General features: G+C 67.0%; 14 protein-coding genes and 1 tRNA gene. 8 read left to right on the forward strand and 7 right to left on the reverse strand.

The window, feature by feature from the left end:
• Positions 1-6 precede the first annotated feature (6 nt).
• A complete protein-coding gene (gene holA / locus ACFQ00_RS01220) occupies positions 7-1050 on the forward strand; it encodes a DNA polymerase III subunit delta (RefSeq protein WP_381485022.1) in 1044 nt (347 codons plus the stop codon).
• A gap of 6 nt (positions 1051-1056) precedes the next feature.
• Here the strand turns inward: holA and ACFQ00_RS01225 are convergent, their stop codons facing one another.
• Entirely contained in the window at positions 1057-1251 is a 195-nt protein-coding gene (locus ACFQ00_RS01225) for a hypothetical protein (RefSeq protein WP_381485026.1), read from the reverse strand.
• A gap of 478 nt (positions 1252-1729) precedes the next feature.
• A complete protein-coding gene (locus tag ACFQ00_RS01230; RefSeq protein WP_381485029.1) occupies positions 1730-2266 on the reverse strand; it encodes a hypothetical protein in 537 nt (178 codons plus the stop codon).
• A gap of 75 nt (positions 2267-2341) precedes the next feature.
• On the opposite strand from ACFQ00_RS01230, the gene ACFQ00_RS01235 reads away from it, so the two are divergent.
• From ACFQ00_RS01235 to ACFQ00_RS01260, 6 genes are all read left to right on the forward strand, one after another.
• A tRNA-Arg gene (locus ACFQ00_RS01235) sits at positions 2342-2418 on the forward strand.
• Between the two features lie 290 nt (positions 2419-2708).
• Positions 2709-3191 carry a UPF0262 family protein gene (locus ACFQ00_RS01240; protein WP_381485032.1) on the forward strand — a complete coding sequence of 161 codons (483 nt, stop codon included), beginning with the start codon at positions 2709-2711 and terminating at the stop codon, positions 3189-3191.
• A 27-nt stretch (positions 3192-3218) separates the two neighbouring features.
• Positions 3219-3773, forward strand: coding sequence for a dCTP deaminase (gene dcd / locus ACFQ00_RS01245; protein WP_374595978.1), 555 nt, complete (start codon positions 3219-3221; stop codon positions 3771-3773).
• 4 nt (positions 3774-3777) lie between these two features.
• Complete coding sequence (gene rarD, locus ACFQ00_RS01250; protein ID WP_381485036.1) at positions 3778-4659, forward strand: EamA family transporter RarD; 882 nt, start codon at positions 3778-3780, stop codon at positions 4657-4659.
• Between the two features lie 4 nt (positions 4660-4663).
• Complete coding sequence (gene murA / locus ACFQ00_RS01255) at positions 4664-5944, forward strand: UDP-N-acetylglucosamine 1-carboxyvinyltransferase (RefSeq protein ID WP_381485038.1); 1281 nt, start codon at positions 4664-4666, stop codon at positions 5942-5944.
• Entirely contained in the window at positions 5937-6335 is a 399-nt protein-coding gene (locus ACFQ00_RS01260) for a DUF2948 family protein (protein ID WP_381485041.1), read from the forward strand. The genes murA and ACFQ00_RS01260 overlap by 8 nt, the downstream gene beginning before the upstream one ends.
• Here the strand turns inward: ACFQ00_RS01260 and ACFQ00_RS01265 are convergent.
• Together ACFQ00_RS01265 and ACFQ00_RS01270 are read right to left on the reverse strand one after the other, a co-directional pair.
• Positions 6332-7861, reverse strand: a complete 1530-nt coding sequence (locus ACFQ00_RS01265) for a lipopolysaccharide biosynthesis protein (protein WP_381485043.1) — start codon at positions 7859-7861, stop codon at positions 6332-6334. The genes ACFQ00_RS01260 and ACFQ00_RS01265 overlap by 4 nt on opposite strands.
• A 373-nt stretch (positions 7862-8234) precedes the next feature.
• Positions 8235-8900: a hypothetical protein gene (locus ACFQ00_RS01270; RefSeq protein ID WP_381485046.1), complete on the reverse strand. Its 666-nt coding sequence runs from the start codon at positions 8898-8900 to the stop codon at positions 8235-8237.
• A 308-nt stretch (positions 8901-9208) separates the two neighbouring features.
• Here ACFQ00_RS01270 and ACFQ00_RS01275 point away from each other — a divergent pair, with 308 nt between their 5' ends.
• Positions 9209-11215 (forward strand): transglycosylase domain-containing protein, encoded by a 2007-nt coding sequence (locus ACFQ00_RS01275; RefSeq protein ID WP_381485048.1) that lies wholly within the window; start codon positions 9209-9211, stop codon positions 11213-11215.
• Here ACFQ00_RS01275 and ACFQ00_RS01280 read toward each other — a convergent pair.
• Genes ACFQ00_RS01280 through ACFQ00_RS01290 form a run of 3 tightly spaced genes read right to left on the reverse strand, consistent with a single transcriptional unit; the run spans position 11192 to position 12995 of the window.
• Positions 11192-11935 carry a M48 family metallopeptidase gene (locus tag ACFQ00_RS01280; protein WP_381485050.1) on the reverse strand — a complete coding sequence of 248 codons (744 nt, stop codon included), beginning with the start codon at positions 11933-11935 and terminating at the stop codon, positions 11192-11194. The two genes, ACFQ00_RS01275 and ACFQ00_RS01280, sit on opposite strands and share 24 nt — an antisense overlap.
• Complete coding sequence (locus ACFQ00_RS01285) at positions 11932-12375, reverse strand: YcgN family cysteine cluster protein (RefSeq protein WP_381485053.1); 444 nt, start codon at positions 12373-12375, stop codon at positions 11932-11934. Before ACFQ00_RS01285 ends, ACFQ00_RS01280 begins: the two co-directional genes overlap by 4 nt.
• Positions 12363-12995 carry an SCO family protein gene (locus ACFQ00_RS01290; RefSeq protein ID WP_381485056.1) on the reverse strand — a complete coding sequence of 211 codons (633 nt, stop codon included), beginning with the start codon at positions 12993-12995 and terminating at the stop codon, positions 12363-12365. The genes ACFQ00_RS01285 and ACFQ00_RS01290 overlap by 13 nt, the downstream gene beginning before the upstream one ends.
• Between the last annotated feature and the right edge of the window lie 7 nt (positions 12996-13002).

The raw sequence follows: 13002 nt of genomic DNA on the forward strand, positions 1-13002 counted from the left end.
GGCGGCGTGAAGGCAGCCGATCGCAAGGCGATCGATGCGGCGCTGGCGCGCTTCGACCCCGCCACCCGACTTGTTCTGCTTTACGGCCCCGACGAGGCGCAGGCGCGCGAGATCGCGGACAAGTTTACGGCGCTGCTTGCTCCTGCCGACGACCCGATGGGTCGCATCGATTTCGATCCCACCTCACTCGCCGGCGATCCCGCGAGGCTTGCCGATGAAGCCGCCGCGGTTTCGATGTTCGGCGACCGCCGCCTGATCCGCGTGGACGGCGCGGGCGACAATTGCACCGCCGCGGTCGAGGCGCTGCTGACCGCACCCGCCGCGGGCAATCCCGTGGTGATGGTGGGAACGGGGAGCCTCAAGGCGACGTCCGCGCTCATCAAGGCGGCGGCGGCCTCACCGCTCGCCATCGTCGCGCAGTGCTTCGTGCCCGATGGCCGCGAGGCGGTGGACATGGTGATCGATGCCTGCGCGCGGCACGGCCTCAAGCCCTCACGCGAAGCGGCGGAAGCGCTCGCCGCCGGTTTCGGCGCCGAGCGCGGCGTGCTGGCCCGCGAACTCGAAAAGCTCGCGCTCTACCTCGATGCCGCGCCGGACCGGGTCCGCGCACTCGAAATGGAAACGCTCGCCGAACTCGGCGCGGCGATGGCCGAATCGGATTTCGACGCGCTGGTGAACGCGGTCGCGGACGGCGATTCCGCCGAGGCCGAAGTGCAGGCGGCAAAGCTCGGTCGCAACGGCATCGTCGGGATTCCGCAGCTGCGCGCGGTGGCGCGGCGGCTAACGCTGCTCGGCGAACTCAGGCGCACGATCGACAGCGGTCGCAGCGCGAAAGAAGCGGTAGAAGCCGCGCGACCGCCAATCTTCTGGAAGGCGCGCGACCGCATCGGGCGGCAGGCATCGGCATGGAACGCGCCGGCGCTGCGCAATGGCCTTTCGCGCCTGCTGGATGCGGAGCGCCAGATCAAGTCACCGGGAGCCGCGAGCCCGGAACTGCTGACCTCCCGTGCACTGCTCGCGGTTGCGCACCTGGCACGACGACGCCGTTAAGCTGGATTATTGCCGTCCGGCAACGAAGGCGGCGAGCCGCAGCAAACCTCTGTCGACCACGGCCTGATCGAGCGGGCGGTCCAACTCCTGCAGCAAAGCCTGCAATTCCGTGTTCTGCAGATCGGGACTTCGCATGGGCCGGGCCTCTGCAACCCTTTCAGCTCTGCTTCCCGTGTCCTTTTCGGCCATCTTGTTTTCCATCTCGGTGCATACGGCCCCCACACGGCAGGCACGATGCACCATTTTCCTTAATGTTCCTTCACGGCGCTGAACGCACGGCGAGAGATTCGGGTCCACCCGCCGGGGCCGTGTGGGCGACTGCGTTGCAAGCGTGCATCACCCACCCGCGCGGCGTCAACGTCCGCACAACGAAAAGCCGCCCGGTCCGGCGGGGTGCACGGACCGGGCGGCGATCAAGGCCAGGGCGCACGGGGGACTTGGCGCCGCGGCCCTTTCGGGCACCGTTGGGGCACTTGGATCGCCGCGGGGGCGGCTTTCGTGCCCTTCTTTCAGCAGACCGCCCGGCGGAAACGGAGAGGAACCAGGGGACGAACCGTTGGCTGATCAGTCTGCAGCCACAGGTTTAGTCCCGAAGTCGTAAACAAGCCGTAAACGACACACGCATAAGTTGTGTTGGGCGCACAAAAAGTTGCGCCGGACGACTTTTCGGGAGGATGCGCTAACGCCGAAGCGCGGACCGAAGCCGGGCGAAGGCTTCGAGATGACGCGCCCGGTCGGCCTCTGCCGCCTCTCGCAGCGCTGCGCCGGATTCGGACCCTGCGAGCGCTTCGGCAACCTCCGCGAACGGCGCCGCCGCGCGTTCGAGCCGGCTGAGCTGAAGCTCTGCCGCCGCCCACGCGCTTTCGCCCGCACCGGCGCTGGCCGCCGCCGATACGGCGGTCTCCGCGGTCTTCAGCGCATCCGCCCACGCTCCGCGCGCCGCCGCAAGACGCGCTTCGAGCGCGGGAAGATCGGGAGCGGGGGTAGCGGCCGTCACCGGCGGCGCGGCAACGCAGGGACGCGCTCCGGTCGGCGCCGATTCGGCCGCGGGACCGCAGGGTGCGTTCGGCGAACCCGGCACGCGCGCCAGCGAGGGCCATTCGCCGCCGCGGTCCGCACAGGCGCCGAGCGTCAGGGAAACGGCCAGAAAAGCCGGGAAAGCAAGGTATCGCATCGGGGCGGGACGATAGAGATGCCGCCCCTCAGCCGCAAGCACGTGCAAACCGCCACGACAGTGCAAACACGGGCTTGAACACGATGCCGGAGGCGACTATGTAGCGCCCTCCCGTGCGCGCCCGTAGCTCAGCTGGATAGAGCATCAGACTACGAATCTGAGGGTCGGACGTTCGAATCGTTCCGGGCGCGCCAATTTTTCTTTTTTGTTTAGCCTCAATCGCCGGGCGGCCGCATCCGCGGCCTTGGCTTTCCTCGCATAAGCTCGGGCGGCCGGTCGGCCTTGCGAACGCGTTCGGTTTTTTGTCCCTCAGACGCCGGGCGGCGACATCCGTCGCCTTGGCTTCCTCGCATAAGCTCGGGCGGCCGGTCGGCCTTGCGAACCCTGACGGGTTCGGGGGGTGTTCAGCCCTAAGGCGTTGGGCGTCGTTGGCGGTGCCGATTTCGGGCTATCGTGCGGGCGCTTGCCCCGATAAAGCAGCGACATGGGCGATTACCGCATCATCGATGTCCAGCTCGACGACCGCACGATCCTGTGGCGGAGCGCCGATATCGAGCAGGAGCGGCGCGTTGCGATCTTCGATCTGCTCGAAGGCAACAGCTTCCGGCTGGTGACGACGCGCGGCGCCCCGTACGAGGGGCCCTACCGGATTCGCCTTCGCGTGGAGGACGGCCGGCTCGCCATCGATATCGCGGCCAGCGACGATGCGCACATCGAGACGATCGTGCTCGCGCTCTCTCCGTTCCGCCGCGTGATCCGCGAATATTTCGCGGTCTGCGAAAGCTATTACCAGGCGATCCGGCAATCGACGGCGAGTCAGATCGAAACCGTCGACATGGCGCGGCGCGGCATCCACAACGCCGCCGCCGATACGCTGATCGAGCGGATGAGCGGCAAGATCGAAGTGGATTTCGATACCGCGCGGCGGCTATTCACATTGATCTGCGTGCTGCACATCCGCGGCTGACGCTGTCTTCTGGAAGGGCCGGGTTACATGGCGGTGATGTCCGACAAATGGATTCGCGGGCAGGCGCTTGAGAACGGCATGATCGAGCCGTTCGTGGACAGCCAGCGCCGTGAGGGCACGATCAGCTTCGGCCTTTCCTCTTATGGCTATGACGCGCGCGTCGCCGACGAATTCAAGATCTTCACCAACGTCGATTCGGCGGTGGTCGATCCGAAGAATTTCGATTCGAACAGCTTCGTCGATCGCAAGACCGATGTGTGCATAATCCCGCCCAACTCGTTCGCGCTCGCCCGCACGGTGGAATATTTCCGCGTGCCGCGCGACGTGCTCGTGATCTGTCTCGGCAAATCGACCTACGCGCGCTGCGGCATTATCGTGAACGTGACGCCGCTCGAGCCCGGCTGGGAAGGCCATGTGACGCTGGAATTTTCCAACACGACGCCGCTGCCTGCGCGCATCTATGCGAATGAAGGCGCGTGCCAGTTCCTGTTCCTGCAGGGCAACGAACCTTGCGAAACGAGCTATGCCGACCGCGCGGGCAAATACATGGGCCAGCGCGGCGTGACGCTGCCGCGGCTCTAGCGGCGTGACCGAGGAACAGACACGCCGCGGGCTTGCGGCGGGCGTCGGCGCCTTCCTGATCTGGGGGCTGATGCCCCTCTACCTGCATCTTTTCGATGGGATTCCAGCCGAGGACGTGCTGGCGCACCGGATCGTGTGGTCGTTCCTGCTGACGTGCCTCGCCGCCTTCGCCATCCGGGGCCTGCCGCGTCTGCGCGCAGCACTCGGGCAGCCCCGTCTGCTGCTGATGCTCGCGGCGAGCGGCGCGCTGATCGGCGGCAACTGGCTGATCTATACATGGGCGGTGCTGAACGGTCGCGCGCTTGAAGCCAGTCTCGGCTATTTCATGCAGCCGTTGCTGAACGTCGCGCTCGGCGTGGTGCTGCTCAAGGAGCCGTTCGAAACGCCGAAGCGCATCGCCGTGGCGCTTGCGGCCACCGGTGTCGGGATCGTCACCATCGCGCACGGAACCGTGCCGTGGGTATCGATCGGGCTTGCCGTATCGTTCGGTCTTTATGGCCTCATCCGCAAGCATACGCCGGTCGATCCCGTAACGGGGCTCATCGTGGAAACGGGCGTCGTCTCGCCGATCGCGATCGGCTGGCTGGTGCTCGCGGCGGAACCCTTGTTCCACTACGGCGCCGTTACCGACATGGCGCTCATCGGGCAGAGCGTCGTTTCGGTGGTCCCGCTGGGACTGTTCGGCTATGCGGCACTGCGGCTGCGCCTTTCGACGCTCGGCTTGCTCCAGTATCTTGCCCCATCGCTCGTCTTTCTGATCGCCGTTTTCATCTTCGGCGAACCGCTCGACATCTGGCGGCTGACCGCGTTCGGCTTCATCTGGGCGGGGCTCCTCGTCTTCTCGATCGGCGGCTTACGCGCCGCCACAAATCCCGCTAGACCATAACCCCATGGACAAGATCATCATTCGCGGCGGCAGGCCGCTTTCCGGGCGCATCGCCATCTCGGGCGCGAAGAACGCCGCACTCACGCTGATGCCCGCGGCGATCCTCACCGAGGAGCCGCTGACGCTGCGCAACCTGCCGCGGCTTGCCGACGTCGACACGTTCGGCCACCTGCTCAATCAGCACGGCGTCTCGACGCTGATCGAGGGGCACCGGCGCGGCGAATTCGGGCGCGTGATGACGATCAAGGCGGCGCGGCTCACCACGACGCTCGCGCCCTACGATATCGTGCGCAAGATGCGCGCCTCGGTGCTCGTGCTGGGGCCGCTGCTCGCGCGCGCGGGCGAGGCGACCGTCTCGCTGCCCGGCGGCTGCGCGATCGGCAACCGGCCGGTCGACCTGCACCTGAAAGCGATGGAAGCGCTCGGCGCCGAGATCGAGGTGACATCGGGCTATGTGAAGGCGACGACCGCGAAGGGCCTCGTCGGCGGACGCATCGAGTTCCCGATCGTTTCCGTGGGCGCCACGGAAAACGCATTGATGGCCGCCGTGCTCGCGAAGGGCGAAACGGTGATCGAGAACGCCGCGCGCGAACCCGAAATCGTCGACCTCGCCAACTGCCTCAATGCCATGGGCGCGAAGATCGAAGGGCACGGCACTTCGACGATCCGCGTGCAGGGCCGCACCAGTCTGCACGGCGCGACGTACGCGGTGATGCCGGACCGGATCGAGGCGGGCAGCTACGCCTGTGCGGTCGGCACGGCTGGCGGCGAGGTGGAACTCGTCGGCGCCGATCTCGCCACGCTCGGCGTCGTCGCGGACCGGCTGCGCGATGCGGGGCTGGAGGTGGAGGCCACCGAAGGCGGTGTCCGCGTGAAGCACACCGGCCGTATCCAGGCGATCGACATCGAAACGCAACCGTTCCCCGGCTTCCCGACCGACATGCAGGCGCAGTTCATGGCGATGCTTGCGCTCGCCGAGGGCACCAGCCACCTCACCGAGACAATCTTCGAAAACCGCTACATGCACGTGCCCGAGCTGGCGCGCATGGGCGCGGACATTCGCGTTTCGGGCCGCACCGCCGAGGTGCACGGGGTTGCCCGGCTGACCGGCGCGCAGGTGATGGCGACCGACCTTCGCGCCTCGATGAGCCTTGTGCTCGCGGGACTTGCGGCCGAGGGCGAGACGGTGGTGAACCGCATCTATCACCTCGATCGCGGCTACGAGCATCTCGAAGAGAAACTCTCCGGCGCGGGCGCCGACATCGAGCGGGTTTCCGATGGCTGAGCGGCTGCGGCTGCTGGCCGCCGACGAGGCGGATCTCGAAACGATTTCCGCGCTGATGCAGGACGCCGCCGTGAAGAGCGGCGACGTTGCCTACGATGCGAAGGCGCGGCGGCTCGTCATCATCGCCAACCGCTACCGCTGGGAAACGCGGCAACCCTCGCGCGTGCGCTGCGTGCTGCGGCTGGATTCGCTCACGGGTCTCAAGCGGCGGAGCTGGCCGTCATCGGGCGCGGTGCTCGATCTGCTCGCGCTGCGCTGGGAAAACGGCGGCATCGAAATCGATTTCGCGGGCGGCGCGGCGCTGCGGGCGGACGCGGAATGCATCGATGTGGAGCTTCACGATCTCAGTGGCCCGTGGGGCGCGAAACGGACACCGCGACACACGCTTTAGGATTGCTCCCGGTCCTTGAGCATCTTGTCTCGCCCGGCGAAGAGCAGCCGGTCTTCCTCTTCGAAACCGCGATACCAGAGCACGATGCCGTAGGTGGCGAGGATCGCCGGCAGACCGAGCACGAGTTCCCAGTACGCGACGAGATAGCGCTGCACGAGAATCCCGATAGCGAAAGCCGCGCCGGCCGCGAGCAGCATCGGCCAGCGCCAGCCGGAAACCGGCTCGCCGAGCGTGGCGCGCAGCAGCCGCGATTTCACTACGGTCGCGAACAGGGCCGATGCGAGCAGCGCGGCGGCGGGCGCGATGCCGTTCACCGCAGCGTTCGGCGATTCGGCAGGAAACAGCTCGCGGAACAGCGGAATGAATGCCAGCGTGAGACCGACCTGCACGCCGAGCGTCGCCACCGACAGCATCAGGTTGCGGTGCCGCGCGGTATAGACGAGGCAGGTTTCCGCGACCGCGCCCGTGACATAGGCGATCTCGGCGAGCAGCAGCAGGTTGAGGATCATCGTGCCGCTGCCGAAGCCTTCGCCGACGAGATCGAGCACCGCCTCGCCCGTCATGCCGAGCGACAGCGCGATGCCGATTTGCGCGGCGAGAATCCAGAACCCGACCTGCCGCAGATGCCCGGCGATGACGGCGTTATTCCTCTGCTTGAGGCCATTGGTGATGACCGGCGCCAGAATCGGATCGAACGTCACTTTGAGCTTCTGCGGCAGCGTGACGACCTGCTGCGCGACATAATAGATGCCGAGCACGGCGGGCGTTGCGAACTGGCCGAGGATCAGGAGATCGATGCGCCGCGAGGCCCATTCGATGGCATCGGCCCCCGCGATCGGCAGATTCTCCCGCATCATGCGGAACAGCCGCCCGGGGTGCGGCCGCCATCCGCGCGGCAGGCCGAACACGCGCACGCACGGCACGATCGATGCGACGAACGCCGCGCCGAGCGACACGGCATAGGCGATGATCATCGCATCGGGCTTCCATTCCGGGATGAACGCGAGCGCGGCGGCGCAGATCGTGAGCACCCACGGTTCGACGATCGAACGCGCTGTTACCGTCGCGCCGACGCGGTGCCGATAGGCCAGCGCCGCGAGCGTGACGTCAGAACCCACGATGAAGATCGCAGCGAGCGGGAAGATCCTGTCCAGCCCCGAGATCTTGCTGTTCGGGAAGACGATCTGCGGCACCGCGATCATGATGAGCGCGCCGATCAGCGACAGCATCCACGCGAGCACCAGCCCATCGCCAACGACATGGCTTTCCGGGCGATCGCCTTTGCTGAGTTCCTTGGCGAGGCCGCGCTTGAGGCCGATGGTGGCAAGCGCTGCCATCAGCTCCACGATCATCGTGGCGTAGGCGAACCGGCCGAGCGCCTCGGCACCGTAGAGCTGACCGGCGATGAACAGGAAAGGCAGGCGCGCCAGCAGCCGGAGCACGAATCCGAAGAAGTTCGTGCGCCCGCCCTTGGCGAGCGCCGCGGTATCCGCGTCGCGCGTCCCGTCTTCCGCTTTTTCGGTCAAACCCGGCGCACCGGGCGGTTCGTCCTCATGGCACCGCTTTAGAGCGTGTCCCGTTGATTTTGAAGCATCGTGATTGCGTTTCCGCGTTCGTCCGGCAAGGAGCGTGGTGCGGCGCGTAGCAGAGCTACGCGCAAACCGCGCGACGCCGTCCGGCGGGCGCGGTAACGCAACCGCGAAGCGGCGGGCGGAAAAGGGCGCATGGGGGCGTCGCTCGTCGGTTACGATGCTTCCGCATCGCTCCCTCCTCGCTCCTACCCATGCGCCCTTTTCCGCTCCGTCACGACGCTTCAAAATCAACGGGACACGCTCTAAAGGATCGCGCGCCAAAGTGTGAGTGGATTTGAAGCGCAGCCCGCCTCAGCCTGAAAGCCTCTCAGCCCAGTATCGCCTCGGCGCGTTCGATGTCCATCATCGCGGCGGCGCGGCTGGCGTGAAAACCCGCAAACGCGACCTGCTTCATCAGCGGACCTTCCGAAAGCAGCAGCGCATCGCCGTAGACATCGAGCTGCCCCGCCGCCTGTTCGGCGCGGCGCAGCAGCGGCTGCACGAGCACCGCCGCGGCGAGGCTGGTGTGGCCGTTCTCGGTGCGTGCGAACAGCCGCTCGAGCGCCAGCTTCACCGCGCGGCGTTCAGCGTTCGCCTCCACGATCATCTGCTCTTCCTCGGTGAGCACGGGGCCGGTGGGGACGGAAGGCAGCGCCGCAGCGGCAACCGCGATGTGCGCCCGTTCGACCTGCGCCAGAAGATTGAGCGGCGGCCCCTTCGCTTCCGCAAACACATCGGCAGGGGGAAGATCGGCCCCCGCCGAAAGATCCACGGGTTCGGTTTCCATGAGATCGGCGAGTTCGGCATCGATATCGAAGGGGGCGGCCTGCGATATCCCGGCCTCCTTCCGAATCTCTCCAGCAACGCGTTCGACGATGAACGGCTGCATCGCAAGGAAGGTCACCACGAACAGCGCCAGGGCCGCCGCGAGCAGCCCGGCGAGCAGCCAGCGTTCCTGCCGCGCGAGCGTCGCGGTGGCCGGAACCGATGGCACGATGATGACTTCTGGTTTCATGAGCGACTGGCAATGTAGTCGATCGCGGGAACATCATGGTGAATTATTTCATTGTCGAACAGATTAAGTGATTGTTTACTTCCGTGTCTTGCGAAGACGAAATGAAACTGTTCCGTACCTGAAGTAATTAATGAATTGTTAACCTCGTCTGCGGCGTGCCGGGGGCGCCGCGCGCTTCAGGCTGGCGAAAGGTCGGCACGCGCAGTCTCTTCGTCGAACGGGCCTTGTTGCCGCCGCGATTGGCGCATACACGGCCCACACGGGGACGGTATACGGATACGCACGCCTTGGGCCGATTTCTGAAATCAGCACTGAAAATTTCGCTCGCCTTCGGAACCCTCCTGCTCGTCATTCTGGCGGTCGCGGTGGGCATCCAGATGTCGTCGCTGCCCTCGTTCGACGACATGATGCGCTCGCCGAACGGCCAGTCGATCCGCGTGCTTTCGGCGGACGGCGCCGTGCTCGTATCGGTGGGCCCATCCTACGGCCAGTGGCTGACCTATGACGAGATTCCCGACGTGATGGTGGATGCGATGCTGGCGGTGGAAGACCGCCGCTTCCGCTGGCATCCCGGCATCGATCCGCTCGGCATCGCGCGCGCGCTCTTCGTGAGCGCGAAGACGGGCGACCGGCTGAAGGCGACCTCCACGATCACGCAGCAGCTGGCGCGCAACATCTTCCTCAACAACAACCGCACGTGGACGCGCAAGGCGAAGGAAGGCCTGCTTGCGCTCGCCATCGAGCGCAAGTTTTCGAAGGAGCAGATCCTCGAGCTGTACCTCAACCGTGTCTATTTCGGCGGCGGCGCCTACGGCATCGACGCGGCGAGCCGGCGTTTCTACGGCCACAGCGCACGCACGCTGAGTCTACCCGAGGCGGCGATCATCGCGGGGCTTGTGAAAGCGCCGTCGCGCTATGCGCCCTCCTCCGATCCCGAGCGCGCACGCGAACGCGCCGCGGTCGTGCTGTCGGTGATCCACGAGACGAAGCCGCTGCCCGATCTTGCCTCCGCGCAGGCCGCGCTGAGGGACATCACGTTCGCGCCGCAGGCCCGGCAGAACAATGTGCGCTACTTCACCGACTGGGTGATGTCGCAGCTCGATATCCTGACCGACGAGACGGTGGAGCCGCTCGTCGTGCGCACGACATTGCTGTCTTCGATGCAGAAAGCCGCGGAAGATGCCGTCCGCACGCAGACACCGGCGGAGGCGCAGGGCGCACTCGTCGCGCTGTCGCACGACGGCGCGGTGCGCGCGATGGTGGGCGGCAAGGATTATGTCGAATCGCTCTACAACCGCGCGACGATCGCCGAGCGGCAACCGGGTTCGGCGTTCAAGCTGTTCGTCTATCTCGCCGCGATCGAAAGCGGCGTGCTGCCCGACGATGTCGTCGTCGACGAGCCGGTGCAGATCGGCGGCTGGAGCCCGCGCAATTCGAACGGGCGCTTCGCCGGCGAGATGACGGTTCGGCAGGCGTTCGCGCTTTCCATCAACACGGTCGCGGTGCAGCTCGGCGCGCGTGTCGGCTTCGATGCCGTCGCCGACATGGCGCGGCGCTTCGGCATCACGACGCCGGTGAGCCGCCAGCCCGCGACGGCGCTCGGCGCCTCCACGGTCCGCCTGATCGATATGACGTCCGCCTACGCCGCCGTGGCGCGCGGCGGCATCGAGGTGCGGCCCTATGCCGTCACCACGATCGAGACCGCGCGCGGCCGCAAGCTTTATGAGCGCCAGGCGGAAAACCCGCGCGTGCTCGTCGCGCCGTGGGTCGCCGCGAACATGACCAACCTGCTGCAGGCGGCGGTCGAGACCGGCACCGGACGCCAGGCGCAGATCGGGCGGCCGCTCGCGGGCAAGACCGGCACGACCAGCTCCAACAAGGACGGCTATTTCGTGGGCTTCACCGGCGATCTCACCGCCGGCGTCTGGATGGGCCGCGACGACAACAAGCGCGTCGGCGGCCTGCAGGGCGGCACGGCGCCCGCGCGCGCCTTCGCAGCGTTCATGCGCGTCGCGACGAAGGGAATGCCGATCGTCGAGCTGAACAGCAACATCCAGATCGACGACACGCTGAGCGAGCCCGATGCGGAGGTTTATGGCCTGGACGGCACGGTCGCGGGCTATCCGGATGAATATTACCGTGGCGGTCCCGATTATCAGGGCGCGATCGAGGTGCCGGTGGACGGCGAGGGCAACCCGCTGCCGCGGGTGCACCGGCCGGGAGCACTCGACAATGCGTGGCTGGAAGAGGCCGCGCCGCCCGTGGAGCCTTCAGCGGCGCCCGATCCAATGTAACGCGGCGCCGTGTGCGGCGAGCCAACGCGTCGATTTGCGCGCGGTGGCACCCGAGAGGCGGCTGCACAAAGCGTGGAATTCCGGCCCGTGATTGTGATGGACGATGTGCGCAACCTCGTGCGCGGCGACCGCGCGGCGCACGTATTCCGGCGCCATCACCAACCGCCAGCTGAACGCGAGTGCGCCGCGGCTGCTGCAGCTGCCCCAGCGGCCGGTGGTGTCGCCGAGCCGGACCGGCGGCGGCGGCAGCCCGATCTCGGCGGCAAGCGCGGTGCAATCCTCGGTGAGCAGCCGCTGCGCCTCGCGCCGCAGCCAGGTTTCAACGCGTCGCGGCAGTGCGTCCGCAGGGCCGCCGATGTGGAGCACATCGCCCTCCAGCCGGGCCGTGCGCGGCAGATCCGCGCGCCATTCGATCCTGATCTCGGTATCGCCGAAAGGGATATCGGCCCCGGGCGCGAACGGGCGCGGCGTCGGCCATTTCCGCGTGCACGCCGCGATCCACGGCTTCTGCGTTTCGAGGAACGCGGCGGCGCGCCGGTGCGAAACACCATTCGGCAGCGTGAGGCCGATGCAGCCGAGCGCGGCATCGGCGCGCAGCGTCATGCGCCGTGCGCGCGTGCTGACGCGCACGCGGAGCGGCACGATGCGGCCATCGACATCGAGCACGTCGGGGAGAACCGGTTTGCGCGAAAGCGTGCGCCGCAGGAACGCGAGGCTCACAGCTCGCGGTCCAGCATATGGTGTTCGAGCGGTCCGGCATCGTCTTCCGAAACCGTCCAGCCGCTGACCGATTCGCCGGCACGCTTCACGCTTTCCGGGTCTCCCGTGATGAGCGGGTGCCATTGGGGCAGTGGCTCGCCGCGATCGAGCAGGCGGTAGGCGCAGGTGGAGGGGAGCCAATCGATGCTGCGCACCTTCGCCGGCGTCAAACGGACGCAGTCTGGAATGTGCGCGCGGCGGTTGCGATAATCGGAGCAGCGCCCCGTGCGGCGATCGAGCAGGCGACAGGCGACGTTGGTGGCGACGAGCTCGCCCGTCTCCTCATCCTCGAGCTTGTGCAGGCAGCATTTGCCGCAGCCGTCGCAGAGCGCTTCCCACTCGGCGCGCGACATCTCTTCAAGCCGCCTGGTTTCCCAGAAGCGGTCCGTCAGCCCACCCATTTCGCAAGGCCCGCGGCGATCGCCGCCGCATCATCCGCACGTTCGAAATACATGACGGGCTTTCCGTCCGGGTCCATCAGGTAGATGAAGGCGCTGTGATCCATCAGGTAGTTCTGCGGATCGGTGCCCTCGCCCTTCGCGGCATAGACGCGGTAGGCGCGCTTTGCCGTATCGATCTCCGCCTGCGTTCCCGTGAGGCCGGTCAGGCGCGGGTGGAATGCCGCCACGAAATCCTTGAGCACGGCGGATGTGTCGCGCGCCGGATCGACGGTGATGAACACCGGCTGCACGCGCGCACCGGCGGCGGGGTCCGCCGCCTCGAACGCCTTCAGGCCCTGCGCCATGCGCTGCACGTCCACCGGGCACACGTCCGGGCAGAAGCTGTAGCCGAAATAGACGAGGCGGTAGTTGCCCTTCAGGCTGTCGTTCGTAACGCGCTTGCCGTTCTGGTCGGTGAGCGCGAAGTCGCCGCCGATGGGCGCACCGGCGAGCGGCGGCTCCTCCATACCCCGTGCAGCCGGCTTCGGCGCGGCGAGCCAGATGAACGCCGCGACAAACGCGACGGCGGCCGCGAGCAGCAGCGCGATGCGAAGAAAGGAGAGGCGACGCGGTTGTTTCATATTCAGC

The sequence above is a fragment of the Sphingosinicella xenopeptidilytica genome (assembly GCF_042676985.1).
GTDB classification, from domain to species: Bacteria; Pseudomonadota; Alphaproteobacteria; order Sphingomonadales; family Sphingomonadaceae; genus Sphingosinicella; species Sphingosinicella xenopeptidilytica.